The following is a 24,949-nucleotide window of genomic DNA, read 5'->3' as shown; positions in this document are numbered from 1 at the left end:
GTTTTACTTGAATTGCTGCGTGGCGCGCACGAAATGGTCGAGCTTCTCGCGGGCGGCGCCGCTGGCGATGGCTTCACGGGCGCGTTCGATACCGTCCTCGATGGAGCTGGCCACGTTGGCGGCGTACAGCGCCGTGCCCGCGTTCAGCGTGACGATCTCGCGCGGCGTGCCCGCCACGTTGCCGAGGGCTTCGAGCAGCATCTCCTTCGATTCGGCGGCGTCGGCCACCTTGAGACCCCGGTTCGAAATCATCGACAGGCCGAAGTCTTCGGGATGGATCTCGTACTCGCGCACTTCGCCATCCTTGAGTTCGCCCACGAGCGTAGCCGCGCCCAGCGAGACCTCGTCCATGCCGTCCTTGCCGTAGACCACGATGGCGTGCTGCGCGCCCAGGCGTTGCATCACGCGCACCTGGATACCGACGAGATCGGGATGGAACACGCCCATCAGGATGTTCGGCGCATCGGCCGGATTGGTCAGCGGACCCAGGATATTGAAGATGGTGCGGACGCCCATTTCCTTGCGAATCGGCGCCACGTTTTTCATGGCCGGGTGGTGCGTGGGCGCGAACATGAAGCCGATGCCGGTCTGTTCGATGCACTGGCCCACCTGATCCGGCGTCAGCATGATGTTCACGCCGAGGGCTTCAAGCACATCGGCGCTGCCGGACTTCGACGACACGCCACGGTTGCCGTGCTTGGCGATCTTGGCGCCAGCAGCGGCAGCCACGAACATCGACGCCGTGGAGATATTGAACGTATGCGAGCCATCGCCGCCCGTGCCCACGATATCGACGAAGTTCTGGCGATCGCTGACGGTCACGTGGTTGGCAAACTCGCGCATTACCTGTGCGGCAGCCGAGATCTCGCCGATGGTTTCCTTCTTGACGCGCAGGCCGGTCAGGATGGCGGCGGCCATCACCGGGCTGATCTGCCCCTGCATGATCTGCCGCATCAGATGCAGCATCTCGTCATGAAAAATCTCGCGGTGCTCGATGCAGCGGGTCAGCGCTTCTTGTGGCGTGATGGACATGGCGGATTCTTGGTTGGCTGGGGCGGGGGCGGCAGAGGCGTAGGTGTTGAATTCGGCGCGCCTCATCGCGGCGCCTTGATGAAATTGGCCAGCAGCGCATGGCCGTGTTCGGACAGGATCGACTCCGGGTGGAACTGCACGCCCTCGACATTCAGCGTCTTGTGGCGCACGCCCATGATCTCGCCGTCAGGCGTCCAGGCCGTGACTTCCAGGCAATCGGGCAACGTCTCGCGCTCGATGGCCAGCGAATGATAGCGCGTCACGTCGAAGTGCTTCGGCAGGCCAGCGAACACGCCTTCCTGCGTGGTTTCGATCTTGCTGACCTTGCCGTGCATCACCTGCTTGGCGCGGATGACTTTTCCGCCGAATGCCTCGCCGATGGCCTGATGGCCCAGGCACACGCCCAGCAGCGGCTTCTTGCCGGCGAAGTGCTTGAGCACGTCCACCGAGATGCCGGCTTCGCGCGGGCTGCAGGGGCCGGGCGAGACACAGATGTGGTCCGGGTTCAGCGCCTCGATATCGGCGATGGTGATCTCGTCGTTGCGATAGGTGCGCACATCTGCCCCGAGTTCGCCGAAGTACTGCACGAGGTTGTAGGTGAACGAGTCGTAGTTGTCGATCATCAGCAGCATGTCATCTCTCCCGGGGCTCAGAGGTCGGCGTCCAGGCCGTCCTGGACCTGTTCTGCGGCGCGGATCACGGCACGCGCCTTGGCTTCGGTTTCCTTCCATTCCGATTCGGGATCGGAGTCCGCCACGATGCCGGCCGCGGCCTGCACGTAGAGGTTGCCGTCCTTGATCACGCCGGTACGGATGGCGATGGCCAGGTCCATCTCGCCGCCGAACGACAGGTAGCCCACGGCGCCGCCGTAGATGCCACGCTTGCGCGGTTCCAGTTCGTCGATGATTTCCATCGCGTGCACCTTCGGCGCGCCGGACAGCGTGCCGGCCGGGAACGTGGCGCGCAGCACGTCGAGATTGCTGATGCCGTCGCGCAGCGTGCCTTCCACGGAACTGACGATGTGCTGCACGTGCGAGTACTTCTCGATCACCATCTTGTCGGTGACCTTGACCGAGCCGGTCTCGGCAATGCGGCCGATGTCGTTGCGCGCCAGGTCGATCAGCATGACGTGTTCGGCGATCTCCTTCGGATCGTTCAGCAGTTCGGTGGCCAGTTGCGTGTCACGTTCGGGCGTGCTGCCGCGCGGACGGGTGCCGGCCAGCGGACGGATCGTGACGATGCGCGCAGTCTCGGCATCGCCGTTCGTGCCGCCGACCTTGCGCGTCTCCTGCCGCACCAGGATCTCGGGCGAGGCGCCCACCACCTGGAAATCGCCGAAGTTGTAGAAGTACATATAGGGCGACGGGTTCAGCGAACGCAGCGCGCGGTACAGCGACAGCGGCGAATCCCGATACGGCTTCATCAGGCGCTGGCCGACCTGCACCTGCATCATGTCGCCGGCCATGATGTATTCCTTGGCCTTGTGCACGGCGGCCAGGTAATCCGCCTTGGCGAATTCGCGATAGACCTCGGTCTGCACCGACGGGCTCGTCACGGGCACGTCCACGGGCTGGCGCAGCTTCATGCGCAGTTCGCGCAGGCGCTGGCGGGCGCGGGGATAGGCTTCGGGCAGTGTCGGATCGGCGTAGACGATCAGGTAGAGCTTGCCGGAGAGGTTGTCGATGACCGCCAGTTCCTCGCACAGCAGCAACTGGATGTCGGGCAGGCCCAGGTCGTCGGGCATCTGCGTATCGGCCAGCTTCTTTTCGATGTAGCGCACCGCGTCATAGCCGAAGTACCCGGCCAGGCCGCCGCAGAAACGCGGCAGGCCCGGACGCAGCGCCACCTTGAAGCGCTTCTCGAAGGCGGCGATGAAGTCCAGCGGATTGCCTTCGTGGGTTTCCACGACCTTACCGTCGGTGACCACCTCGGCGCGATGGCCATAGGCGCGGATCAGCGTACGGGCATGCAGGCCGATGAACGAATAGCGGCCAAAGCGCTCGCCACCGACCACGGACTCCAGCAGGAAGGTATTCACGCCGCGCGTCTGCGACTGGGCCAGCTTCAGGTACAGCGACAGCGGCGTTTCCAGGTCGGCCAGCGCCTCCGCGATGATTGGAATGCGGTTGTAGCCCTGGTCGGCCAGCGATTTGAATTCGAGTTCGGTCATGTCGGTCCTCTTCTTGCGGCGCCGCCGAGTTTGGTCGGGTCAGGCGGCACCGTGATGAATGTCTGCGGAGGAGGGCGGATGCTTCGCGCAAGACCCCGCTCCGGGGTGGCCGGTCGTGCACATGACTTTCGCAAAGCTGCGCACACGGCCAGGAATGGCGCGCGGCACGTTCTCGAGGCTAACCGTAGCACAGGCGCAGGAGCGCAACCGGGACTACGGCGCTGGCGGAAGGATCTGCCGGAGAGGCCGGTTGCCGCATGGGAAACATGGGAACCGGTCCGGCTGAGCTTGGGGGCTGCCAAGGTCCGCTGCGCGGATTGGCAATGCCCTGGCAAGCCCGTCAGGAAACTCGCGAACGCACTTTACGCCTGTTGAGAGGCGCGCCAGCGACGCCAGGGCCAAGCCTGCCGATCACTGCCAAGAAAGTTGCGTTTGCGGTTGAGGAACATTGAAGGTGTTCGGATTCGTCTGGGAGTCGTAATACTCGTAGTCGTCAAACTCGCCGATGCGCGCCCAGCAGGGCCGCCACACGGGCAATGTCGGCGACTATACCATCGGCATCAACGGCTTGTACAGGATTCCCATGGTTGTAACCATAGGGCATCAGCAGCACGCCCATGCCTGCCGCGCGGGCCGCCCGGGCGTCGTTTTCGGAGTCGCCGATGGCCAGCACGGCCGACGGATCGAGCCGGAACACCTCGGCCACCTTGAGCAACGGATAGGGGTCCGGCTTGCGCAGCGCAAAGGCGTCGCCGCCGTAGACCAGCTCGAAATACTGCGCCAGGCCGGTCTTGGCCAGCAGCGGCTCCGTGAAGTTCCAGGGCTTGTTGGTCACGCAGGCCATGCGCAGTCCCAGCCGCTTGAGCGCCGCCAAGCCCTCGCGCACATTCGGGTAGACATCGGAAAACTGGCCATTGATGCGCACGTACTCGCGGTCATAGAGCGCGTAGGCATCGGCAAACAGCCCGTTGGCGTGCAGCGGACTGAACCGGGCGTCCAGCACACGGCGGATCAGGTTCTCCGACCCTTTGCCCACGAAGCTGACGATCTCCTCGGCGGACATCGGCTCCACCGGCCCGAGGTTCGGATGCTGGTGCACCAGGGCCAGCAGCATCGCGTTGACGGCCGCGTGGAAGTCCCCGGCGGTATCGACCATGGTGCCGTCCAGATCGACGATCACCGCCTGGATGCCGCTCCAGTCCGTGCGGCGCAGGATGTCTTCGCTCATTGTTACTTGCCAACCTTCGCCAGGACGTCGCGGAACGTGTTGAGGATGCCCTTGTAGCCGCCATCGGCGTCAGGCTTGCCGAACACGGCGGAGCCGGCCACGAAGGTGTCGGCGCCGGCAGCGGCGATCTCGGCGATGTTATCGGGCTTCACGCCGCCGTCCACTTCCAGCAGGATCTGGCGGCCGGTGCGTGCCGTGTAGGCGTCGATGCGGGCGCGGACGGCGCGCAGCTTGTTCAGCGTCTCGGGAATGAACGACTGGCCGCCGAAGCCCGGATTCACGCTCATCAGCAGAATCACGTCCAGACGATCCATGACGTGGTCCAGGTGATGCAGCGGCGTGGCCGGGTTGAACACCAGGCCGGCCTGGCAGCCGTTGTCGCGGATCAGCGCCAGCGAACGGTCGATGTGGTCGCTGGCTTCCGGGTGGAACGTGATGATGTTGGCGCCGGCGCGGGCAAAGTCGGGGATGATGCGGTCCACGGGGCGCACCATCAGGTGCACGTCGATCGGGGCCGTCACATGCGGGCGGATGGCCTCGCAGACCAGCGGACCCACGGTCAGGTTGGGCACGTAGTGGTTGTCCATCACGTCGAAGTGGATCCAGTCGGCGCCGGCTTCGGTGACGCGGCGCACTTCCTCGCCCAGGCGGGCAAAGTCTGCGGACAGGATGGACGGGGCGATGCGGTACGTGGGTTGGCTCATGGCTAGGCTCTGAAAGCGGGCGGTGTGCGGCAGGCAGCGCAGCCATGCCGCCGGAATGGCCGGTATTTTACGCCGATCGGCGGCCATCTCGCCCGGCGGCGTCTCGCAAGGGGCGCGGAATGCCCGCTTGCCGCTGCCAAGGGCTTGCCGCACAATGCGGACACCCGAGCCGCCGCCCCCGGCATGCGGCCAGCCCACCATCCTCACCCGTCGATCCATGAGCGAGTACGCGTTTTCCGTGGCGGTGCGCACGCACTACATGTCTGACCAGTCCGACCCCGACCGTGGGCGCTATGCGTTTGCCTACACGATCACCATCCACAACATCGGCGAAGTGGCCGCTCAGTTGATCTCGCGCCACTGGATCATCACCGACAGCGACAACGGCACGCAGGAAGTGGCCGGACTCGGCGTGGTGGGCCACCAGCCGCTGCTGAAGCCGGGCGAGCACTTCGAATATTCGAGTTGGGCCACGATCTCGACGCCAGTCGGATCGATGAAGGGCGACTACTTCTGCGTGGCCGAGGACGGCCACCGCTTCGAGGTGCCGATTCCCGAATTCGCCCTGGTGCTGCCGCGCATGCTCCATTGAGCGATATGGCCTGACACGAAAACGCGCCGGAACCTAAGCGTCCGGTGTGCGGTCTGCTTCCTTCGGTGCCGGCTGTCCTGTCTGGCTGGCACGCGAAGGGTGGTCATCCGGTGCGCGCGTGGGGCGGGGATTCTTCTTCGCCGTGCCCATCGTCCAGACCACGATGAAGATCAGCAGGAACAGCGCCACGCCGGCCTCGGCGGCCAGCAGCAGGGTGGGGTGGTTTTCGAAGAACTGGCTCATCGCTTGGTTGGAGACTCCGGGGGGCGCTTCGGAAGGTACTCGGGGACAGTCGACGGATCGGCTTGAGATTGTAGGACATGCGGGGTGAAAGGCTGGCGCGAGCGTGAGAACGAAGGCGCGCCGCAGCCCATTGCCCGCCACGCGGAACAAACAAACACGATGGCATATCAGCTTTCCCTGCGCGGCATCCGCGCGACTGCAAACGACCGGCTGGCGCTGCTGGCCTCGGTACTCGGCGCCGCGCTGCTGGCTGGCTGCATGAGTGGTCCGCCGCCGCGCATCCTGCCGCCGGGCGGCACGACCACGCCGCCTCCCACGTCACCGACGGCCGGACGTTTGCAACCGGCAAGCTGGGCCGAGATCGGCGGCTGGAGCCAGGACGATGTGCGCGCCGCGTGGCCGGCGCTGCAGGCCAGTTGCCAGGTGCTGAAGAAGAAGCCGGAATGGACCCGCGTCTGCGCGGTGGGCATGATGGTCGATGCCGGAGACCTGCCGGCCATGCGCAGCTACTTCGAGAACCATTTCCAGCCCTATCGCGTGATCAATGTCGATGGCACCGATAGCGGCCTGATTACCGGCTACTACGAACCCATCCTGCACGGATCGCGCACGCGCCAGGGCGCCTACCAGGTGCCGCTGTACCGGCGCCCGGTCCAACTCGGCAAGGGCACGCTGCCCGCACGCGGCGAACTGCTGCAGAACCCGGCGATGCGCGGCAGCGAACTGGTCTACGTGGACGATGCGGTGGAAGCCGCTTTCCTGCAGATTCAGGGCTCGGGCCGCATCCGGCTGGCCGACGGCAAGATCATGCGTGTCGGGTACGGCGGCACCAACGACCAGCCGTTCCGCTCGTTCGGCAAGTGGTTGCTCGACCGGGGCGAGATCACACCTTCGCAGGCAACGATGCAGGGCATCAAGGCTTGGGCGAAAGCCAACCCGGCGCGTGTCGAGGAAATGCTGAACGTGAACCCGCGTTTCGTGTTCTTCCGCGAACTGCCGCCCAACAACGACGGCCCGGTGGGCGCGCTAGGCGTGCCGCTGACCGCCGAACGCTCGATCGCCGTGGACCCGGCCACGATTCCGCTAGGCGTGCCGGTGTTCCTGTCCACCACGCGCCCGCTCTCCACCGAGCCGATCCAGCGCCTGATGTTCGCCCAGGACACCGGCTCCGCGATCAAGGGCGGCGTCCGCGCCGACTTCTTCTGGGGCGCCGGCGACGCCGCCGGCGAAACCGCCGGCCGCATGAAGCAGGGCGGCAAGATGTGGGTGCTGATGCCGCGGGGCTGACGTCGCTCTCTCGCGGACCCTTTGTTTTCTCCCCTCTCCCGCTTGCGGGAGAGGGGCGGGGGAGAGGGCAAGCGGTGCAATTTGCGACAAGTCAGCAAGCAGACCCTCCGACCCACGGCCCCCACACCCCCCCCCCCCGGGGGGGCCGGGGGGGGGGGGAGTGCCAACGCGGTGCAATTTGCGACAAGTCAGCAAGCAGACCCTCCGACCCTCTCCCCCAACCCCTCTCCCACTCCGCAGGAGAGGGGAGCCAAAAACCCCTCGGTATCCGAAGCTCTTTCGGACCAAAAACCCCCGCCGCTAACGTTCTCCGCTGAACTCCCACCCGACCTATCGGGCAGTTGATTGCCATCAATCCCGCTTTCTCGCTTTATCCCGATGATGGGCGCATCGGACGTGTTGACCACGCCAATGCTTTTCCCACCCTCGCAAGAGAAGAATCATGAAGGCGAAGAGATGGAGGTTCCCCGCGCTGGCGGCGTTGCCGCTGGCCCTATGGATCGGCCAGGGTCATGCGGCATCCCCGCCGACGTTGACGGCCGGCGAGTTCGACACGGCCCGACAGATTTACTTCGAGCGATGTGCTGGTTGCCACGGTGTGCTGCGCCGCGGCGCCACGGGCAAGGCGCTGACGCCGGACATCACGGTGGCGCGCGGCACGGAATACCTGAAGACGTTTATCAAGTACGGCAGTCCGGCCGGCATGCCGAACTGGGGCACCTCGGGTGACCTGTCCGATGCCGACGTGGACCTGATGGCACGCTACGTCCAGTTGGAGCCACCGACCCCGCCGGAATTTTCCCTCGCGGATATCGAGAAATCGCGCAAGGACATCATGCCGGTGGGCAAGCGGCCCACGCGCAAGATGAACAGCTACAACCTGGAGAATCTGTTCTCGGTCACGCTGCGCGATGCCGGGGAAGTGGCCCTGATCGACGGCGACAGCAAGCAGATCATCAACATCATCAAGACCGGCTACGCGGTGCATATCTCGCGGATGTCGGCGTCAGGGCGCTACCTGTACGTGATCGGACGCGATGCGCGCCTGAACCTGATCGATCTCTGGTTGCCCAGGCCCGACAACGTGGCCGAGGTGAAGATCGGGATGGAGGCGCGTTCCGTCGAGACTTCCAAGTACAAGGGTTACGAAGACAAGTACGCCGTGGCGGGCGCCTACTGGCCGCCGCAGTACGTGATCATGGAAGGCGAGACGCTCAAGCCGCTCAAGGTGGTGTCCACACGCGGCATGACCGTGGACAACGAATATCACCCCGAGCCGCGCGTGGCGTCCATCGTTGCCAGCCACTTCCATCCGGAGTTCGTCATCAATGCCAAGGAGACCGGCAAGATCCTGATGGTGAACTACGCGGACCTGGAGAACCTCAAGACCACGACCATCGACGCGGCGAAGTTCCTCCACGACGGCGGCTTCGATTCCACGGGGCGGTACTTCCTGGTGGCCGCCAACGCCTCGGACAAGATCGCCGTGGTCGATACCAAGGAGGATCGCCTGGCCGCGCTGGTCGACGTGGGCAAGACGCCACACCCCGGACGGGGCGCCAACTTCATCCATCCGACCTTTGGGCCGGTCTGGGCCACGAGCCATCTTGGCGACGAGACGATCAGCCTGATCGGCACCGATCCGGAGGGCCACAAGGCGCAGGCGTGGAAGGTGGTGCAGACGCTCAAGGGGCAGGGCGGTGGCTCGCTCTTCATCAAGACGCATCCCAAGTCTCGCAACCTCTGGGTCGATACACCGTTCCACCCCGACAACAAGCTCAACCAGTCGGTGGCCGTGTTCGACACGAAGCGGCTCGATGGCGGATTCGAAGTGCTGCCGATCGCGCAGTGGGCCAACCTCAAGGGCGACGGTGCCAAGCGCGTGGTGCAGGCGGAATACAACCATGCCGGAGACGAGGTGTGGTTCTCGGTCTGGGGCACCAAGGATCAGGAGTCGGCGCTCGTAGTGGTCGATGACAGGACCCGCAAGCTCAAGACCGTGATCCGGGACCCGCGCCTGATCACGCCCACGGGCAAGTTCAACACGTACAACACCCGGCACGACGTCTACTGACTTGCTGGCCCGGACGGGAGGACGGCTGGCGCCGCGCGCGCCTGTTTCCTCCCAACGCCCAATCCATCCTCTGCCTTCCACCTTCCATCCGAAATTTCAGGAGAACACCATGCATCCCGCAAAAGTCCTTGGCACGGCGATGACCGCACTGACGGCTCTGGCGCTCCCCCTGTCTGCACATGCCAGCCTGGAACTCGCCAAGAGCAAGAACTGCATGGCTTGCCACGCCGTCGACAAGAAGGTGCTAGGGCCGTCGTACAAGGACGTGGCCGCCAAGTACAAGGGCGACAAGGGCGCCGCGGCCCAGGTCGCGCAGAGCATCCTCAAAGGCAGTAGCGGACGCTGGGGCGGTATTCCGATGCCGCCGAACGCCGTGAGCGAGGCCGACGCGAATGCGCTGGCCAAATGGGTGCTCGGACTTTGATCCATGGCACGGGGCAAGGCATCGCTCGTGCTGGCGATGGGCATGGTGTCCGTCGCCACCGCCGTACACGCCGAGCCATCGGCGGCACGGCAGGCGCAACTCGCCGGCTGGCTGCGCAATGACTGTGGCGCGTGCCACGGCATGACGCTACAGGGCGGACTCGGTTCGCCGCTGACGGCTGCGGCATTGGCCGGCAAGCCACGCGACAGCCTTGTGGCCACGGTGATGCTGGGCCGCCCCGGCACTGCCATGCCGCCTTGGCAACCGTTCATGACGCAGGAAGAAGCCCAATGGCTGATCGATCGACTCCAGGCCGGCACGCCGCCGACCCCCTCGCCCGCCACTATCTCGCACGACTGATGCGCCGAGTGGTGCTGTGGCTTGGCGCAATCTGCGTGGCCTCGGCTTGCTCGACCGCGCCGTCCGTCAACGTGCGCGGAACGGGCGACCTCGGCGTGGTAATCGAGCGCGCATCCGGACGCATCCAGATCGTGGAGACCTCCGGCATGACGCGACTCGGTACGGTGGAGGGGTTTGGCGATCTGTCGCACGCGAGCGTAGTGTTCGCACGCGATGGCCGCCACGCCTATGTGTTCGGCCGCGACGGTGGCCTGACGCGCGTCGACCTGCTCGGCATGCGCATCACGCATCGGGTCATGCAGGCGGGCAACAGCATCGGCGGCGCCATCCTGCAGAACGGTCGCGTGGTGGCCGCGCAGAACTACGCACCGGGTGGGGTCAAGCTGTTCGATGCCGCCACGCTTGCGTTGCTGGCCGATATCCCGGCGATTGGACGCGATGGCCGGCCCTCGAAGGTGGTCGGTCTGGCCGATCTGCCCGGGCAGCGTCTCGCTGCGAGTCTTTTCGAAGCGGGCGAGATCTGGATCATCGACGCCGCCGATCCACGCAAGCCCACTGTCACGAAGCTCGCTGCCGGCAAGCAGCCCTACGATGGACTGGTAACGCCCGAGGGCCGCTGGTACCTGGCGGGCCTGTTCGGCGAGGACGGCCTGTCGCTGGTCGATCTCTGGCAGACGCCGCCGATGGCACGCAAGGTGCTGTCGGGGTATGGCCGGGGCGAGACGCCGCTGCCTGTCTACAAGATGCCGCATCTGCGCGGTTGGGCGATGGCGCAAGGGCAGGCGTGGCTGCCAGCAGTGGGGCGCCACGAACTGCTGGTGGCAGATCCGGCGCATGACTGGCGCGAAGCGGGCCGCGTGGCCGTGGCGGGGCAGCCGGTCTTCGCGATGGCGCGCCCGGACGGACGCCAGGTCTGGGTGAACTTTGCATTTCCGAAGAACAACACCGTGCAGGTGATCGACACCGTCACGCGCAGCGTGGTCAAGACACTCACGCCTTGCCGGGGCGTGCTGCACATGGAGTTCACCCCGAAGGGCGAATCGCTGTGGCTTCCGTGCCGGGACGACAACCGCGTGGAGATTTACGACACCGCCACTTTCGAACGCGTGGCGACCCTGCCGGCTGACCAGCCTTCGGGCATCTTTTTCACCGCACGCGCCCAGCGCATGGGCATGTGACCACCATGTTCGACGAGCAACGCTTTTACGACCGCCTCCAACGCGATCTGCCCATCGAGCCCAGGCCCTTCCGCAGCGCGGGGGCGACGATGGATTTGTCGGAGCACGCCGTGCTGAGCGTGCTGGCGCGCGATGTGGGCGCGGGGCGTATCAGCCGGATCGGCGCGGTCTTTGCCCCCAACGTGATCGGCACCAGCACGTTGGCCGCGTTGGCCGTGCCGCCGTCCGAACTCGAGGAGGTGGCGGCGCGCGTCAATGCCTACGGCGCGGTGAGCCACAACTACGCGCGCAGCGGTCATCGCTACAACCTCTGGTTCGTCGCCGGCGCGCGCCACCGGGCCGCGCTCGACACGCTGCTGTTGCGCATCGCCTCCGACGTGGGCCAGATGCCGCTGGATCTGCCGATGGAGCGCGAGTACCACATCGACCTGGGCTTTCCGATCTCGGGCGCGCGTTCCCGCAGGAGCCGCCGGCGCATGCAACCACCGGCGGCGACGCTCCTCGACGATGACGAATGGCGTCTTGTGGCTGCGCTTGAAACGGGCTTGCCCCTGACGCCGGAGCCGTTTCATGCATTGGCACGGCAGTGCGGGGTGCCGCTGCACAGGGTGCTGACGCGCATCGCGCAATGGCGTGCGAGCGGCGTGATCCGCCGCTTTGGCGCGATCCTCCATCACCGGCCGTTCGGCTTCCGTCACAACGCAATGTGCGCGTGGGATGTGCCCGACGATTGCGTGGACAAGGTTGGCATCCGCCTTGCCGGTGTGGCGCCGGTCAACCTCTGCTACTGCCGGACACGACGGGAGCCGGTCTGGCGCTACAACCTGTTTGCGATGGTCCACGCGCGGAGCGAGCCTGAGCTGCAGGCAGCGCTGGACCTGTTTGATCGCGAGGCAGGCATGGCGCCGATGCCCGGCGTGGTGCTGCGCAGCGGCACCTGCTACCGGCAGCGCGGCACCCGTTACAGCTGGGAGGCGACGCCGGGATGAATCCTGTCCACACGCCGGGCCGGCCGCCTGCCTGGCTCGATCCCATTGATCGCCGCATCGTCAACGCGCTGCAAAAAGGTCTGCCGCTGACACCGCACCCGTATGCCGATGCGGCCAGATCGCTGGGCATCGTCGAGGCGGAATTGCTCAAGCGGTTGCACGCGCTGCTGGCGCGCGGCGTGCTGACGCGCTTCGGACCGCTGTTCCAGATCGAACAGGCCGGCGGCCAGTTCGTGCTGTGCGCGTGCCACGCGCCCGCACATCGGCTCGAAGCAGTTATCGCCGCAATCAATGCCTTTCCGGAAGTTGCCCACCACTACGAGCGTACCCATCACCTGAATCTCTGGTTCGTGGTCGCGGTGGCAAACAAGTCCGATGTTCCGGACACGCTCGTGCGCATTGCCGCTCGCGCGGACATCGACATCCTGCCATTCCCCAAGAAGCGCGAGTTCTTCGTCAACCTGTATCTACCCGTTTAGCCATCCAGCAATGCCGCAAGCGTCCCGCATCGTCCACGTTCCGAAACATACCGACTCATCCGGCCTCGCAGCCGCCCATACCTTCGACGCCATCGACCGGGCCCTGATCGCGGCCACGCAGGGTGGCCTGCCCCTCGTCGCGGAGCCCTGGCGCGTGCTGGGCGAACCGCTTGGCCTGCAGGGAGAGGAGGTGCTCGCGCGCTTTGTCGCGCTGCGCGATGCGGGTGTGCTGCGCCGGATTGCCGCCGTACCGAACCACTATGCGCTGGGATGGCGGGCCAACGGGATGACGGTGTGGAATGTGGATGACGCCCGGGCCGGGGAACTAGGCGAGCAGGTGGGCGCGCTGCCGTTTGTGAGCCACTGCTATCTGCGGCCCAGGCGTCAGCCCGGCTGGCCCTACAACCTGTTCGCGATGGTACATGCGCGGTCGCGCGAGCAGGCCATGCCGCAGGTGGAGGAAATCCGCGTGTTGCTGGGCGATGCCTGCCGCGCGCACGACGTGCTGTGGTCCACCCGCATCCTCAAGAAGACAGGCTTGCGACTGCCGGCTTCCCGGAGGGGCAACCATGTTTAGGCTGTCCCGTTTCATGGAGGCACTGCGCGACGGCGGGCCTGTGGCACCGAGGCGCAGGGCGGCGGGTCCGGTGGTGATCTGGAATCTGGTGCGGCGCTGCAATCTCAACTGCAAGCACTGCTACTCGACATCGGCGGATACGGATTTCAAGGGCGAATTGTCGACGCAGGAAGCGCTTGCCGTGCTGCATCAACTCAAGGCGGCCAGAGTGCCGGCGCTGATCCTGTCCGGCGGCGAGCCACTGCTGCGCCAGGACCTCTACGACATCGCCGCACAAGCCAAGCTGCTGGGCTTTCATCTGTCGCTGTCGACGAACGGGACGCTGCTCGATGATCATCACGCCACACGCCTGATGGCCTCTGGATTCGACTATGTGGGCATCAGCTTCGATGGGCTGCGCGATACGCATGATCGCTTCCGGCGCAGCGTGGGCGCGTTCGATCAGGCCTTGACCGGCTTGCGCGCGGCCAAGGCGGCCGGCCTGCGCGTGGGGGTACGTATGACTTTGACCGAAGCCAACGCCGATGAGCTGCCCGACGTGGTGGCGCTGACGGAAGGCGAGGGCATCGACAAGTTCTATCTCTCGCATTTCAACTATGCGGGGCGGGGCAGCAGCCATCGCGCCGACGATGCGCATCACGCCCACACACGAGTGGCGGTGGACTGGCTGTTCGACTATGTGTGGGAGCGAACGCTGCGCGGCGACGCTGGCGATTTCGTGACCGGTAACAACGATGCCGACGGTGTGGCGCTGCTGTACTGGATCGCGCGGCGCCAGCCAGGTCGGCTTGCCGACATGCGGCAGCGGCTGGTGAACTGGGGCGGCAACGCCACCGGCGTGGGCGTGGCGAATATCGACAATCTCGGCCGCGTGCATCCGGACACGATGTGGTGGCATGTGACGATTGGCGATGTGCGCGAGCGCGCGTTTGCCGACATCTGGAGCGATCGGGATCATCCGTTGATGCATGGACTGAATGCCAGTCCCCGTCCACTGGAAGGACGCTGCGCCGTGTGCCTGCATCGCGACATCTGCAATGGCAATACGCGGGTGCGTGCCTACGCGGTCAGTGGTAATCCTTGGGCGGAGGACCCGGGCTGCTACCTGCTGGATGCCGAGACCGCCGAGGCCCCCGGCGCGGAGGTGGCCGGATGAAAGCGCTTCTTGTCGGTCTTGCCTGGGTGGCCATGGCGCTCGGCGGGGCACACGCGGCGGAGACCACCGACCTCGCCGCCGTGTATCGCGCGAACTGTGCCAATTGCCATGGCGCTGACAGGCTGGGCGGCATGGGGCCGGCGCTGCTGCCCGAGAGCCTGGAGCGGCTGAAGCCCGATGCCCTGCGCGATGTACTGCGCCATGGCCGGCCCGCCACGCAGATGCAGGGGTTCGCCGGTGTGTTGTCCGAACCAGTGCTCGATCAACTGGTGTCCTGGCTGCGCACGGCGCCGGCAGCCACGCCGCACTGGGAAGCCGACGATATCCGCGCGTCGCGCACGGTGATCCACGCGTCAGGCAGCCTGCCGGGCCGGCCTGCCTTCGACACCGATCCGCTCAACCTGTTTCTCGTGGTGGAGTCCGGTAGCCATCACCTGAATGTGCTTGATGGCGACAAGCTGGAACCCATCCATCGATTCGCCACGCGCTTTGCCTTGCACGGCGGTCCGAAGTTCAGCCGAGACGGTCGCTTCGTCTTCGTAGCCAGCCGCGATGGATGGATCAGCAAGTACGACCTGTGGAACCTGACACTCGTGGCGGAAATCCGCGTCGGGCTGAATACGCGCAATGTCGCCGTCAGCGACGACGGCCAGTGGGTCATGGCCGGCAATACGCTGCCGCAGACGATGGTGCTGTTGCGTGCCGACGATCTTTCGCTCGCACGGATCTATCCCGTGGTGGGGAAGGGCGGGGCCTCGTCACGGGTGTCAGCCGTCTATGACGCCGCGCCGCGAAAATCCTTTATCGCTGCGCTACGCGATATCCCCGAGGTCTGGGAGATCCCCTATGCCACGCTGGAGCCGCGCGTCATCGCCCTGGATACCGTGCTCGACGATTTCTTTTTCGATCAACCTTACCGGCACATCCTGGGCGCGTCTCGGGCGGGTGGCGGGCAGGTGATCGATCTCGACGCCGGGCACAAGGTCGCGGACCTCGCATTGAGCGGCATGCCGCACCTCGGCAGCGGCATCACCTGGTATCGCGGCGGCCGGGAGGTGATGGCCTCGCCCAACCTGAAAATGGGCCAGCTCAGTGTGATCGACATGGAGAGCTGGCAGACCGTGGCGACGATTCCCACTAACGGCCCGGGCTTCTTCATTCGCAGCCACGAGGCCACACCCTACGCGTGGACCGACGCGATGATGAGTCCGCGCCGCGACACCCTGCAGATCATCGACAAGCAGATGCTGAAAGTGGTGGGCACCGTGACACCGTCGCCGGGTCGTACCGCCGCGCATGTCGAATTCACGCGCGATGGCCGCTACGCGCTAGTCAGCCTGATGGAGCCCGATGGCGCCATCGTTGTCTACGACGCGGCCACGCTGCGCGAAGTCAAGCGGCTGCCGATGGACCGGCCGGTCGGCAAGTACAACGTCTTCAACAAGACCACGCGCTCTTCGGGGACGAGTCACTGAAATGGATGAACGATGATGAATGCGAGCGATATCAAGGAGCGGAACGAGGGCGGTGTCCAGCAGCCCGGAAAGGTCTGGCTCGTCGGCGTGGGACCGGGTGACCCGGAATTGGTGACGGTGAAGGCCGTTCGTGCGCTAGCCGAGGCACAGGTGTGGCTGGTGGATGATCTCGTGCCGGCCTCGATCCAGAACTACGCGAGCCCCGGCACACAGATGGTGCCCGTGGGCAAGCGCGGGGGGCGGTGCTCGGTCAGCCAGACAAGTATCCAGGCGCTGACACTGGAGCACGCACGGGCAGGACGCTGCGTGGCGCGCGTGAAAGGTGGCGATCCGCTGACATTCGGCCGCGGTGGCGAGGAAGCCGCGTTCCTGCGTGGGCATGGTATCGAGGTGGAGGTGGTCAACGGCATTAGCAGTGGCGTGGCAGCCGCGCAGTCACTGGGCATCGCACTGACCCATCGCGCACATTGCCACGGCGTGACATTTGTGACCGCCCACACGCGCGGCGATGGCGATCCGGACTGGCGCGCGCTGACCGCCAGCGGCACCACGCTCGTGATCTACATGGGGATGCTCAGGATCGCCTCGATTCGCGATGCGCTGCTACGGGCAGGCATGCGTCCTGACACGCCCGCAGCGGTGGTCATGCAGGCGAGTTGCAGCGATGAACGGCAGTGGACGGGCACGCTGCTCACGCTGGCGGACGCGATCGCAGCCGGACTCGAAAGCCCGGCCATCATCCTGATCGGCGACGTCGTGGGAACGGTGCCCGTAACGAAAGCGTCCGCGCCGGAGGTGCTGACACTGGCTGATTTGCCGCCGGTGTTCTCACCGCTTCCGGCTGTTTTGCTCCCCGCTGTTACATAGCTGACGCGTATTCACACCTCTCGTTTTGCTCCCCTCTCCCGCGCAGTGGGAGAGGGGTTGGGGGTGAGGGCCAGCAGCGCAAATTTCCACAAGCCGCGGTTTGTGCCGCCAGCCCTCACCCCCGCCCCTCTCCCGCGAGCGGGAGAGGGGAGACAACCGTCGGGCTGCGCCCCACCACACCCTTCACCACCACCCAGACAAACATCAACGCCCCCACCAGAAACACCACATCCCCAAACGTTCGCACCCATCGCAAGGTCTGCAGCAGTGGCTGCTGCACGAACGCTTCGCTCCTCGCATACCAGAGCCCTTCGTTGATGCTTGCCAGTGCCTGGATGATCCCGATCGGCAACAGGCTCGTGGCGATCATCAGCACCAGTCCGCCGTTGAGGCTCCAGAAGGCCATCGACATCAGCCGCGAGTTCAACACGTAGGAAGGCCGCACATAACGCAGCACCAGCAGCGTGAAGCCGAGTGCCAGGAAGCCGTAGACCCCGAACAGTGCCGCATGGGCGTGGACGGGGGTGGTGTTCAGGCCCTGCACGTAGTAAAGCGAGATCGGCGGGTTGATCATGAAGCCGAAGACGCCAGCGCCCAGCATGTTCCAGAACGCCACGGCGGTGAAGCACATCACCGGCCAGCGCAGGGCGTCCATCCACGGTGCGCGGGCTTTCAGGCGCCAGTTTTCCCAGGCTTCGTGGCCGAGTACGATCAACGGCATGACTTCCAGCGCAGAGAACGTGGCGCCAATCGCCATCACGGGCGTGGTGGTGCCGGCAAAGTAGAGATGGTGGAACGTGCCCGGAATGCCACCGAGCATGAACAGCGATGCCGACGCCAGGCTCGCGGCAGTGGCCATCGGGCGCGAGACCAGCCCAAGAGTCGAGAAGATGAAGGCCAGCGCCGTGGTGGCGAATACTTCGAAGAAGCCTTCCACCCACAGGTGGACCACCCACCAGCGCCAGTACTCCATCACGGTCAGGCTGGTGCGCTCGCCGTAGAACAATCCCGCGCCGTAGAACAGACCGATGGCGATCACCGAAGAGGTGAGCAGCGCCAGCAGGTTCTTGTCGCCCGTGCCGCGCGCGCGCAGGGCAGGCGCGATGCAGCGCATCATCAGCACCAGCCAGATGACGATACCGGCCAGCTTGCCGATTTGCCACAGGCGTCCCAGGTCCACGTACTCGTACCCCTGATGGCCGAGCCAGAAGTTCAGGTTCGCCGGCATCTTCTGCGCGATGGCCAGGTAGTTGCCCACAAACGAGCCCACCACCACGATGACCAGTGCCCAGAACAGGACATCGACGCCCAGCCGCTGGAACTTCGGGTCCTTGCCGCCGTTGATCAGCGGCGCCAGGAACAAGCCGGCGGCCAGGAACCCGGTGGCGATCCAGAACAGCGCACTCTGGATATGCCAGGTGCGCGTCAGTGCGTATGGGAACCACTGCGAGACATCCACGCCGTAGAACTTCTGTCCTTCGACCGTGTAGTGCGCGGTGAAGCCGCCGATCAGCACCTGGAAGGCGAACAGCGCCACCACCAGGAACAGGTACTTGCCAAGCGCCCGTTGCGAGGGTGTCAGGGCAAAGGTCGTCAGCGGATCGCGTGCCGGAGGCGCAGGCAGTGGGGCCTCCTTTTCGCGCAGGAACGCCCACGCCCAGATCAGTAGCCCCACGCCGGCCAGCAGCACCACCACGCTGGTGATCGACCAGACCACGTTCTCGGCGGTAGGCCGGTTGTCGATCAGCGGCTCGTGCGGCCAGTTGTTCGTGTACGTGGCCGTGTGGCCGGGGCGCTCGGTGGCTGCCACCCAGGCCGTCCAGAAGAAGAACTGCGTCAGGCTGGCCCGACGCTCCGCCGATGGCAGCGTGTTCTCCTTCATCGCAAAGCTCTCGCGACTGGTGCGCAGTTCTGGCGCATCGGAGAACAAGCGCGAGTAGTAGTTGGCAGTGAGCGCGATGGCCTTGGCCCGACGCTCCGATACGGTCAGCACGTTCGTTGCGACGTCAGCCTGATTGCCACGGTACTCGGCCTTGAGTTCTGCCCGCAAGGCGGCGCGTTCACCCACGTCGAGCGAGGCGTAGTCCTTTGCGTGGCGCTCGCGTGCGGCCAGGTCCAGCCAGGCGGTGAGTTCGCGATGCAGCCAGTCGGCGGTCCAGTCCGGCGCCTGGTAGGCACCGTGGCCCCAGACCGAACCGAGCTGCATGCCGCCGACCGATTGCCATGCGGTCTGTCCGTCGAGGATGTCCTCGGATGTGAACAGCGTGACGCCATCGACCGTGACGACCTTGGCGGGGATCGGCGGCTGCTGACGGTAGACCTCCACGCCGTAGTAGCCGAGTAGCGAAAAGGTGATCGCCAGCACGGCGATCAGCGTGAACCATAGTTTCTTGTAGGGACCCATGATGGATTTGTTCCTTCGCAACAGATGTCGGCGCATCCTGTGCGAATCTTGTGCCGGAACAAATGCATCGGAAATTCAATGATTTGCCGCGCTCCATGGTGATTTGAACCATACCCGGACGCGGTGAAATTAACCATGGAAGGGTTTTTTCAACCATGATTGGCGAACGTCTCATGGCGGATCTCTCGGCGGATTTGCCGCAGGCCGAGCGCATGCAGCGGCTGGTGGTGGGCCTGCGCGCGCAATTCCGTTGCGGCGCCGTGGCATTGCTCCAGCAGGAGGAAGACCATCTGCGGCCCGTGGCAGTGGACGGCCTGGTCCGCGACGCACTGGGTCGTCGCTTTGCCACCGGACTGCACCCCCGGCTCGCAGTTATCCTGGCCCGGCGCGATGTGACCTGTTTCGATCACGACAGCGTGCTGCCCGATCCTTACGACGGCCTGATCGACGAGCACGTGGGAGAGCCGCTGCCCGTGCACGACTGCATGGGCGTCAGCCTCCACGTCGAGGGCAAGCCGTGGGGCGTGCTGACACTCGATGCGTTGCAAGTGGGCACGTTCACTGCGGCTGCGCAGGCGGCACTGCGCCGGCTGATCCCGACAATCGAGGCAGCCATCCGTATGTCGCGGCTCGAAGCCGAGAATCGCGCACTGCGGCTAGGACGTACGGAGGCGCCTGCAGGCGAGGCAATACGCGACGACGGCGAGATCATCGGCCAGAGCGAAGCCGTGAGCCATCTGCTGCACGAACTGCGGGTGGTGGCCGACTCGGAGCTGCCGGTGCTGCTGCTCGGCGAAACGGGCGTGGGCAAGGAATTGTTCGCGCACCGGCTGCATCGGCTGTCGCGGCGCCGCAATCGTGCGCTGATCCACGTGAACTGCGCGGCGTTGCCGGAATCCTTGGCCGAGAGCGAACTGTTCGGCCATGCGCGCGGCGCGTTCTCCGGCGCAACGGGCGACCGGCCGGGCCGCTTCGAAGCCGCTGACGGTGGCACGCTGTTCCTCGACGAGGTGGGGGAGTTACCGCTATCGATCCAGGCCAAGCTGTTGCGGACGCTGCAGAACGGCGAGATCCAGCGGCTGGGGTCTGACCGGCCGCGCCGCGTGGATGTGCGGGTGATCGCCGCCACGAACCGGCACCTGCGCGATTTGGTGCGGGCCGGGTCGTTCCGCGCCGATCTCTATCACCGGCTGTCCGTCTATCCAATCCCGATACCGACGCTGCGCGAGCGCGGCAACGACGTGCTCCTGCTGGCCGGACACTTCCTCGAACTGAATCGGGCGCGGCTGGGGCTGCGCAGCCTGCGGTTGTCCGCCACGGCGCAGGTGGCGCTGCGGCGCTATCCCTGGCCGGGCAATGTGCGAGAACTGGAGCACGTGATCAGCCGCGCCGCGCTGAAGTGCGTCAGCCGGGGCGCGAGCCGCACCGACATCGTGACGCTGGATGCGGACCTTTTTGCCGACCTGTTCGCGGATTCGATTTCGGATCCGTCCGCCGCGCCCCCCGCGCCTCCCGTTCAGATCGCGGACGCAGGCATGACGCTGCGCGAAGCCGTGGATGCCTGCCAGCGTGCCTGTATCGAACAGGCACTCGCTGCGCAGGACGGCAACTGGGCGCAGGCCGCGCGGTTGCTGGGTGTGGACGCCAGCAATTTGCACAAACTGGCCGGCCGACTGGGCTACAAGCGCGATGCCCTTCAGCGCGGTCGGTTGTCCACGATCCGTCGCGCCTTGCCCACGGATCGCTCCACACCGCCTTCGGGCAGGATCTCGATACCCGCCGACACGCCGATATAGGACTTGATATCGTGTGCCAGCATCGCCTGCGCCTGGCCGGCCACCGACGGATCGGCGCCATGGGCGCATTCCACGCGGACAGTGAGCGTATCGAGCGGGCCGTCCTTGTTCAGCACGCACTGGTAATGCGGCGCCAGTTCGCCGTGCTTGAGGATCAGTTCCTCGATCTGCGACGGAAAGACATTCACGCCACGCACAATCATCATGTCGTCCGTGCGGCCCGTGATCTTCTCCATGCGCCGGAACGCGGCGCGCGCGGTGCCGGGTAGCAGCCGCGTCAGGTCGCGCGTGCGATAGCGCACCACGGGCATTGCTTCTTTGGTCAGCGATGTGAAAACCAGTTCGCCGAACTCGCCATCGGGCAGCACCTCGCCGGTGTCGGGATCGATGATCTCGGGATAGAAGTGGTCTTCCCAGATAGTAGGGCCGTCCTTGGTCTCGGCACATTCGTTGGCCACGCCAGGTCCCATGACTTCCGACAGCCCATAGATATCGACGGCGGAGATATTCATGCGCTTCTCGATGGCCGTGCGCATCTCGGGCGTCCAGGGCTCGGCCCCGAAGATGCCGATGCGCAGCGACGTGGAGGCCGGGTCGATGCCCTGGCGCTCCAGCTCGTCGGCAATCGCCAGCATGTAGCTTGGCGTCACCATGATGATCTCGGGCTTGAAGTCCTGGATCAACTGCACCTGCCGCTCGGTCTGGCCGCCGCCAAACGGAATCGCGGTGAGCCCGGCTTTCTCCACACCGTAGTGCGCACCGAGACCGCCCGTAAACAGGCCGTAGCCGTAGCTGATATGCACCTTGTCGCCACGCCGCGCACCTGACGCCCGGATCGACCGCGCCATCACCGTAGCCCAGGTATCGATGTCCTTCAGCGTATAACCCACCACCGTGGGCTTGCCCGTGGTGCCCGACGATGCGTGGATGCGCGCGATACGGTCCTGTGGCACGGCGAACATGCCGAACGGGTAGTGGTCGCGCAGATCCTTCTTCGTGGTGAGCGGGAATCGCGCGAGATCGGCCAGCGACTGCACCTGATCCGGATGGACGCCGGCCTCATCGAACTTGCGCCGATAGACGGGCGAGTTGTCATAGGCATGGCGCAGCGACCATTTCAGGCGATCAAGCTGCAGCGCCTGCAGTTCGGCTCGGCTGGCGTGCTCGATCGGCTCGAGCGGCAGATCGGTGGGGCGGGTACTCATCGATGTCTCCACATTCCGGGATCGGTGCGCTACGTTGGCGCGGGGGAAAGCTGTGCCAGTGCGAGAGATTTATGCGTCGGGCGGCGGGACCACATGGCCCTTGATCTGGGCCGACTTGCCGCGGAACATCGCCACCGGCTCTCCGGCTCGATTGGTCACTTTGATATCGTAGATGCCGTGCCGGCCGGACAGGATCTGCTCCTCGGCCTCGGCGGTCAGCACGTCGCCGCCCTGCACGGGCCGCAGGAACTCGATCGAGCAGCCCGACGCCACGGTGTTGATGTTGTGGCTGTTGCAGGCAAAGGCGAAGGCAGAATCGGCCAGCGTGAACATCAACCCGCCGTGGCAGATCGCATGGCCGTTCAGGAATTCCGGCCGCACAGTCATCGACAGCCGGGCATAGCCGGGCCGCACTGCATCGACGGAAATGCCAAGCCAGCGGCTGCATGCGTCGGATTCGTACATGGCGCGGGCGGCGGCCTCGGCCAAAGCCTGGGGATCTTGAGTCAAGCGACACTCCTTCCCGAAGGAATCAGTTGAACCGTTTGCTGTTCAGGCGCCAGTGAAATGCGGCGCGCGCTTTTCGAGAAAGGCATTTACGCCTTCCGTGTAGTCGTGCGACCGGCCAAGCTCGCGCTGAAGGTCACGTTCGAGATCGAGCTGCGCATCGAGCGTGTTCGTGGCGCTGGCCCGGAAACTCTGCTTGATGGCGGCCAGCGCGCGCGTGGGCTGCGAGGCGAGGTGCGTGGCGAGTGCCATGGCCTGTTCAGGCAACAGCGGATCGTCCATGACTTCCCAGATCAGGCCCCATTTCTCGGCGTCGTCGGCAGTTAGCCGATCGCCAGTCATGGCCAGTCCCATCGCGCGCGCCATGCCCAGCCGCTTCGGTAGTAGCCAGGTGCCGCCGGAGTCCGGCACGAGGCCAATCTTGACGAATGCCTGGATAAAGCTGGCGGACCGCGCGGCCAGCACGATGTCGCATGCCAGCGCCAGGTTCGCCCCGGCCCCGGCGGCCGTTCCGTTCACGGCGGCCAGCACCGGCAACGGCAGTGCCTGCAGCCGGCGGATCAGCGGATTGAACCAGGTATCGATCAGTTCGCCGAGGTCGGTGGCGTTCTCGGGCGTGAAGTCCAGATCGGCAAGATCCTGCCCCGCGCAGAAACCACGGCCGGCGCCAGTCAGCAGCAGCGCCCGGGCGCCACCGGCTTCGACCTGATCAATCGCCTGCACCAGCACACGATGCATCTCGCGCGTAAAGCTGTTGAGCTTGTCGGGGCGATTCAGCGTGACCACGGCCACGTCAGCCTGCCAGCGCAGCAGGATCGGTCCGGATTCAATGGTGCCGCGCGCGCATTGCGCCGGGGTGGGGGGCATGGTTGTCTCCTGCGCCATGTTGTTCTCCAGGTCGATGGTGTGGGTCTTTGTCCACGAAGCGTCGCATGAGCCATTGTAGATAGCATGCGCGCCTGTTAAATAAACCGACCGGACGGTCGGCAAATAATAGAGGGGATGGGCGCGGGGCGCAATATGTCTGGCAACTGTGCCGGATCATCCGTCGCGATATTGCCAAGTCGATCCGCCTGGCGGCACACGCCGCCTTGACCGCTGCCACGGCAGCAGTGGAGTATCGATCCGCAATCTAAGACGCCCCCAACGATAGGAGAAGACATGTCGTACGAGAACATCCTGGTGGAGACCCGCGGCCGCGTCGGGCTGGTGACGCTGAACCGCCCGAAAGCGTTGAACGCCCTCAATGACGCCCTGATGGACGAACTGGGCGCGGCCCTGACCGCTTTCGACGCCGACGAGGCGATCGGCTGCATCGTCATCACCGGCAGCGAGCGCGCGTTTGCCGCCGGCGCCGATATCGGCATGATGGCGAAGTATTCCTATATGGATGTCTACAAGGGTGACTACATCACCCGGAACTGGGAAACGATCCGCCGCATCCGCAAGCCCGTGATTGCCGCCGTGGCCGGCTATGCGCTGGGCGGCGGGTGCGAGCTGGCCATGATGTGCGATATCGTCATTGCCGCCGACACCGCCAAGTTCGGCCAGCCCGAGGTCAAGCTCGGCACGATGCCCGGCGCTGGCGGTACGCAGCGACTGCCCCGCGCGGTATCCAAGGCCAAGGCCATGGACCTGTGCCTGACCGCCCGCATGATGGATGCCGCCGAAGCGGAACGCGCCGGACTGGTCTCGCGCGTGGTGCCGGCAGACAAGCTGCTCGAAGACGCCCTCGCTGCGGCCGACACCATCGCGGGCTTCTCGCTCCCCGTGGTCATGATGATCAAGGAGTCGGTCAACGCCGCCTATGAGACAACACTCAACGAAGGCGTCCACTTCGAGCGTCGACTTTTCCACTCCACCTTCGCCACGGAGGACCAGAAGGAAGGCATGGCCGCTTTTGTGGAGAAAAGGGCACCCAATTTCCGTCATCAATGATGTCGGGATGCCAAATCTAGGGAATACCCGAGGTGATCAGTAGGGTATTTGCGGGGCTGGAGAATTAATTTCCAGCCCTACTTTCCTTTCAAATCAATGGCTTGAACTGCATAATCCCAATTCCGCTCCACGGCTCCGTGACATACGTGTTGCAAAGCTTCCGAATCGGTCTTAATATTCGCCCCCTCGCAACACAAACCGCGCTGCAAACGCAGCAGGGACAAGGGTTGCGGGGCAGCAGTGGCGGGGGTTGCGGGGTTTTGC

25 protein-coding genes are annotated in these 24,949 nt (G+C 65.2%); 14 read left to right on the top strand and 11 right to left on the bottom strand.

Features of this window, described 5'->3' with window-relative positions; genetic code table 11:
• Positions 1–3 precede the first annotated feature (3 nt).
• The 5 genes from trpD to rpe all read right to left on the bottom strand — a co-directional run bounded on the left by trpD (position 4) and on the right by rpe (position 5,134).
• Positions 4–1,032 carry an anthranilate phosphoribosyltransferase gene (gene trpD / locus ABDB81_RS14840; RefSeq protein ID WP_137927751.1) on the bottom strand — a complete coding sequence of 343 codons (1,029 nt, stop codon included), beginning with the start codon at positions 1,030–1,032 and terminating at the stop codon, positions 4–6.
• Positions 1,033–1,094: 62 nt separating this feature from the next.
• Complete coding sequence (locus ABDB81_RS14835) at positions 1,095–1,664, bottom strand: aminodeoxychorismate/anthranilate synthase component II (protein WP_137927752.1); 570 nt, start codon at positions 1,662–1,664, stop codon at positions 1,095–1,097.
• A gap of 17 nt (positions 1,665–1,681) precedes the next feature.
• Positions 1,682–3,202: an anthranilate synthase component I gene (gene trpE / locus ABDB81_RS14830; RefSeq protein ID WP_160473020.1), complete on the bottom strand. Its 1,521-nt coding sequence runs from the start codon at positions 3,200–3,202 to the stop codon at positions 1,682–1,684.
• 493 nt (positions 3,203–3,695) lie between these two features.
• Positions 3,696–4,430 (bottom strand): phosphoglycolate phosphatase, encoded by a 735-nt coding sequence (gene gph / locus ABDB81_RS14825; RefSeq protein ID WP_137927754.1) that lies wholly within the window; start codon positions 4,428–4,430, stop codon positions 3,696–3,698.
• 2 nt (positions 4,431–4,432) lie between these two features.
• A complete protein-coding gene (rpe, locus tag ABDB81_RS14820; RefSeq protein ID WP_346811834.1) occupies positions 4,433–5,134 on the bottom strand; it encodes a ribulose-phosphate 3-epimerase in 702 nt (233 codons plus the stop codon).
• Between the two features lie 217 nt (positions 5,135–5,351).
• Between rpe and apaG the strand changes: the two genes are divergently transcribed.
• A complete protein-coding gene (apaG, locus tag ABDB81_RS14815; RefSeq protein WP_137927755.1) occupies positions 5,352–5,726 on the top strand; it encodes a Co2+/Mg2+ efflux protein ApaG in 375 nt (124 codons plus the stop codon).
• A 33-nt stretch (positions 5,727–5,759) separates the two neighbouring features.
• Here apaG and ABDB81_RS14810 read toward each other — a convergent pair whose 3' ends face one another.
• Positions 5,760–5,969 (bottom strand): hypothetical protein, encoded by a 210-nt coding sequence (locus ABDB81_RS14810; RefSeq protein ID WP_160473019.1) that lies wholly within the window; start codon positions 5,967–5,969, stop codon positions 5,760–5,762.
• Positions 5,970–6,128: 159 nt separating this feature from the next.
• On the opposite strand from ABDB81_RS14810, the gene ABDB81_RS14805 reads away from it, so the two are divergent.
• From ABDB81_RS14805 to cobA, 11 genes are all read left to right on the top strand, one after another.
• Complete coding sequence (locus ABDB81_RS14805; protein ID WP_160473306.1) at positions 6,129–7,256, top strand: MltA domain-containing protein; 1,128 nt, start codon at positions 6,129–6,131, stop codon at positions 7,254–7,256.
• Between the two features lie 442 nt (positions 7,257–7,698).
• Positions 7,699–9,330: a nitrite reductase gene (locus ABDB81_RS14800; protein WP_346811814.1), complete on the top strand. Its 1,632-nt coding sequence runs from the start codon at positions 7,699–7,701 to the stop codon at positions 9,328–9,330.
• Between the two features lie 109 nt (positions 9,331–9,439).
• Positions 9,440–9,754 (top strand): c-type cytochrome, encoded by a 315-nt coding sequence (locus ABDB81_RS14795; protein WP_137927758.1) that lies wholly within the window; start codon positions 9,440–9,442, stop codon positions 9,752–9,754.
• A gap of 36 nt (positions 9,755–9,790) precedes the next feature.
• Positions 9,791–10,114: a cytochrome c gene (locus tag ABDB81_RS14790; RefSeq protein ID WP_346811832.1), complete on the top strand. Its 324-nt coding sequence runs from the start codon at positions 9,791–9,793 to the stop codon at positions 10,112–10,114.
• Positions 10,114–11,292: a cytochrome D1 domain-containing protein gene (locus ABDB81_RS14785; RefSeq protein WP_346811830.1), complete on the top strand. Its 1,179-nt coding sequence runs from the start codon at positions 10,114–10,116 to the stop codon at positions 11,290–11,292. The genes ABDB81_RS14790 and ABDB81_RS14785 overlap by 1 nt, the downstream gene beginning before the upstream one ends.
• A 5-nt stretch (positions 11,293–11,297) precedes the next feature.
• Positions 11,298–12,281, top strand: coding sequence for an Lrp/AsnC family transcriptional regulator (locus tag ABDB81_RS14780; protein WP_137927760.1), 984 nt, complete (start codon positions 11,298–11,300; stop codon positions 12,279–12,281).
• Positions 12,278–12,760 carry an Lrp/AsnC family transcriptional regulator gene (locus tag ABDB81_RS14775; protein ID WP_160473015.1) on the top strand — a complete coding sequence of 161 codons (483 nt, stop codon included), beginning with the start codon at positions 12,278–12,280 and terminating at the stop codon, positions 12,758–12,760. The genes ABDB81_RS14780 and ABDB81_RS14775 overlap by 4 nt, the downstream gene beginning before the upstream one ends.
• 10 nt (positions 12,761–12,770) lie before the next feature.
• Positions 12,771–13,337, top strand: a complete 567-nt coding sequence (locus ABDB81_RS14770) for an Lrp/AsnC family transcriptional regulator (protein ID WP_160473014.1) — start codon at positions 12,771–12,773, stop codon at positions 13,335–13,337.
• Positions 13,330–14,493: a heme d1 biosynthesis radical SAM protein NirJ gene (gene nirJ, locus ABDB81_RS14765; protein WP_346811811.1), complete on the top strand. Its 1,164-nt coding sequence runs from the start codon at positions 13,330–13,332 to the stop codon at positions 14,491–14,493. Before ABDB81_RS14770 ends, nirJ begins: the two co-directional genes overlap by 8 nt.
• Positions 14,490–15,968, top strand: coding sequence for a cytochrome D1 domain-containing protein (locus ABDB81_RS14760; RefSeq protein ID WP_346811809.1), 1,479 nt, complete (start codon positions 14,490–14,492; stop codon positions 15,966–15,968). The genes nirJ and ABDB81_RS14760 overlap by 4 nt, the downstream gene beginning before the upstream one ends.
• A 12-nt stretch (positions 15,969–15,980) precedes the next feature.
• Entirely contained in the window at positions 15,981–16,835 is an 855-nt protein-coding gene (gene cobA, locus ABDB81_RS14755) for a uroporphyrinogen-III C-methyltransferase (RefSeq protein ID WP_346811807.1), read from the top strand.
• 115 nt (positions 16,836–16,950) lie between these two features.
• On the opposite strand, the gene ABDB81_RS14750 is transcribed toward cobA, so the two are convergent.
• Entirely contained in the window at positions 16,951–19,239 is a 2,289-nt protein-coding gene (locus ABDB81_RS14750; protein WP_346811805.1) for a nitric-oxide reductase large subunit, read from the bottom strand.
• 155 nt (positions 19,240–19,394) lie between these two features.
• Here ABDB81_RS14750 and norR point away from each other — a divergent pair, with 155 nt between their 5' ends.
• Positions 19,395–21,035, top strand: coding sequence for a nitric oxide reductase transcriptional regulator NorR (gene norR / locus ABDB81_RS14745; RefSeq protein WP_137928547.1), 1,641 nt, complete (start codon positions 19,395–19,397; stop codon positions 21,033–21,035).
• Here norR and paaK read toward each other — a convergent pair.
• The 3 genes from paaK to paaG form a co-directional block, all read right to left on the bottom strand.
• Complete coding sequence (gene paaK / locus ABDB81_RS14740; RefSeq protein WP_160473009.1) at positions 20,936–22,240, bottom strand: phenylacetate--CoA ligase PaaK; 1,305 nt, start codon at positions 22,238–22,240, stop codon at positions 20,936–20,938. The two genes, norR and paaK, sit on opposite strands and share 100 nt — an antisense overlap.
• A 69-nt stretch (positions 22,241–22,309) precedes the next feature.
• Complete coding sequence (gene paaI / locus ABDB81_RS14735; RefSeq protein WP_160473008.1) at positions 22,310–22,750, bottom strand: hydroxyphenylacetyl-CoA thioesterase PaaI; 441 nt, start codon at positions 22,748–22,750, stop codon at positions 22,310–22,312.
• 42 nt (positions 22,751–22,792) lie between these two features.
• Positions 22,793–23,632, bottom strand: coding sequence for a 2-(1,2-epoxy-1,2-dihydrophenyl)acetyl-CoA isomerase PaaG (paaG, locus tag ABDB81_RS14730; protein WP_346811802.1), 840 nt, complete (start codon positions 23,630–23,632; stop codon positions 22,793–22,795).
• Positions 23,633–23,908: 276 nt separating this feature from the next.
• Here paaG and ABDB81_RS14725 point away from each other — a divergent pair, with 276 nt between their 5' ends.
• Complete coding sequence (locus tag ABDB81_RS14725) at positions 23,909–24,685, top strand: enoyl-CoA hydratase (RefSeq protein WP_346811800.1); 777 nt, start codon at positions 23,909–23,911, stop codon at positions 24,683–24,685.
• A 77-nt stretch (positions 24,686–24,762) separates the two neighbouring features.
• On the opposite strand, the gene ABDB81_RS14720 is transcribed toward ABDB81_RS14725, so the two are convergent.
• Positions 24,763–24,949: hypothetical protein (locus tag ABDB81_RS14720; protein ID WP_346811798.1), on the bottom strand; the 187-nt coding region annotated here is incomplete at its 5' end.

Origin of the sequence: Cupriavidus sp. DL-D2, assembly GCF_039710735.1 — a bacterium.
GTDB lineage: Bacteria > Pseudomonadota > Gammaproteobacteria > Burkholderiales > Burkholderiaceae > Cupriavidus.
This window is presented reverse-complemented; position numbering and strand designations above follow the sequence as displayed.

What these genes read in the sequence shown, in the direction of transcription:
- trpD (WP_137927751.1), bottom strand. Translation starts at nt 1,032, where the DNA reads ATGTCCATCACGCCACAAGAAGCGCTGACCCGCTGCATCGAGCACCGC.
- ABDB81_RS14835 (WP_137927752.1), bottom strand. Translation starts at nt 1,664, where the DNA reads ATGCTGCTGATGATCGACAACTACGACTCGTTCACCTACAACCTCGTG.
- trpE (WP_160473020.1), bottom strand. Translation starts at nt 3,202, where the DNA reads ATGACCGAACTCGAATTCAAATCGCTGGCCGACCAGGGCTACAACCGC.
- gph (WP_137927754.1), bottom strand. Translation starts at nt 4,430, where the DNA reads ATGAGCGAAGACATCCTGCGCCGCACGGACTGGAGCGGCATCCAGGCG.
- rpe (WP_346811834.1), bottom strand. Translation starts at nt 5,134, where the DNA reads ATGAGCCAACCCACGTACCGCATCGCCCCGTCCATCCTGTCCGCAGAC.
- apaG (WP_137927755.1), top strand. Translation starts at nt 5,352, where the DNA reads ATGAGCGAGTACGCGTTTTCCGTGGCGGTGCGCACGCACTACATGTCT.
- ABDB81_RS14810 (WP_160473019.1), bottom strand. Translation starts at nt 5,969, where the DNA reads ATGAGCCAGTTCTTCGAAAACCACCCCACCCTGCTGCTGGCCGCCGAG.
- ABDB81_RS14805 (WP_160473306.1), top strand. Translation starts at nt 6,129, where the DNA reads ATGGCATATCAGCTTTCCCTGCGCGGCATCCGCGCGACTGCAAACGAC.
- ABDB81_RS14800 (WP_346811814.1), top strand. Translation starts at nt 7,699, where the DNA reads ATGAAGGCGAAGAGATGGAGGTTCCCCGCGCTGGCGGCGTTGCCGCTG.
- ABDB81_RS14795 (WP_137927758.1), top strand. Translation starts at nt 9,440, where the DNA reads ATGCATCCCGCAAAAGTCCTTGGCACGGCGATGACCGCACTGACGGCT.
- ABDB81_RS14790 (WP_346811832.1), top strand. Translation starts at nt 9,791, where the DNA reads ATGGGCATGGTGTCCGTCGCCACCGCCGTACACGCCGAGCCATCGGCG.
- ABDB81_RS14785 (WP_346811830.1), top strand. Translation starts at nt 10,114, where the DNA reads ATGCGCCGAGTGGTGCTGTGGCTTGGCGCAATCTGCGTGGCCTCGGCT.
- ABDB81_RS14780 (WP_137927760.1), top strand. Translation starts at nt 11,298, where the DNA reads ATGTTCGACGAGCAACGCTTTTACGACCGCCTCCAACGCGATCTGCCC.
- ABDB81_RS14775 (WP_160473015.1), top strand. Translation starts at nt 12,278, where the DNA reads ATGAATCCTGTCCACACGCCGGGCCGGCCGCCTGCCTGGCTCGATCCC.
- ABDB81_RS14770 (WP_160473014.1), top strand. Translation starts at nt 12,771, where the DNA reads ATGCCGCAAGCGTCCCGCATCGTCCACGTTCCGAAACATACCGACTCA.
- nirJ (WP_346811811.1), top strand. Translation starts at nt 13,330, where the DNA reads ATGTTTAGGCTGTCCCGTTTCATGGAGGCACTGCGCGACGGCGGGCCT.
- ABDB81_RS14760 (WP_346811809.1), top strand. Translation starts at nt 14,490, where the DNA reads ATGAAAGCGCTTCTTGTCGGTCTTGCCTGGGTGGCCATGGCGCTCGGC.
- cobA (WP_346811807.1), top strand. Translation starts at nt 15,981, where the DNA reads ATGATGAATGCGAGCGATATCAAGGAGCGGAACGAGGGCGGTGTCCAG.
- ABDB81_RS14750 (WP_346811805.1), bottom strand. Translation starts at nt 19,239, where the DNA reads ATGGGTCCCTACAAGAAACTATGGTTCACGCTGATCGCCGTGCTGGCG.
- norR (WP_137928547.1), top strand. Translation starts at nt 19,395, where the DNA reads ATGATTGGCGAACGTCTCATGGCGGATCTCTCGGCGGATTTGCCGCAG.
- paaK (WP_160473009.1), bottom strand. Translation starts at nt 22,240, where the DNA reads ATGAGTACCCGCCCCACCGATCTGCCGCTCGAGCCGATCGAGCACGCC.
- paaG (WP_346811802.1), bottom strand. Translation starts at nt 23,632, where the DNA reads ATGGCGCAGGAGACAACCATGCCCCCCACCCCGGCGCAATGCGCGCGC.
- ABDB81_RS14725 (WP_346811800.1), top strand. Translation starts at nt 23,909, where the DNA reads ATGTCGTACGAGAACATCCTGGTGGAGACCCGCGGCCGCGTCGGGCTG.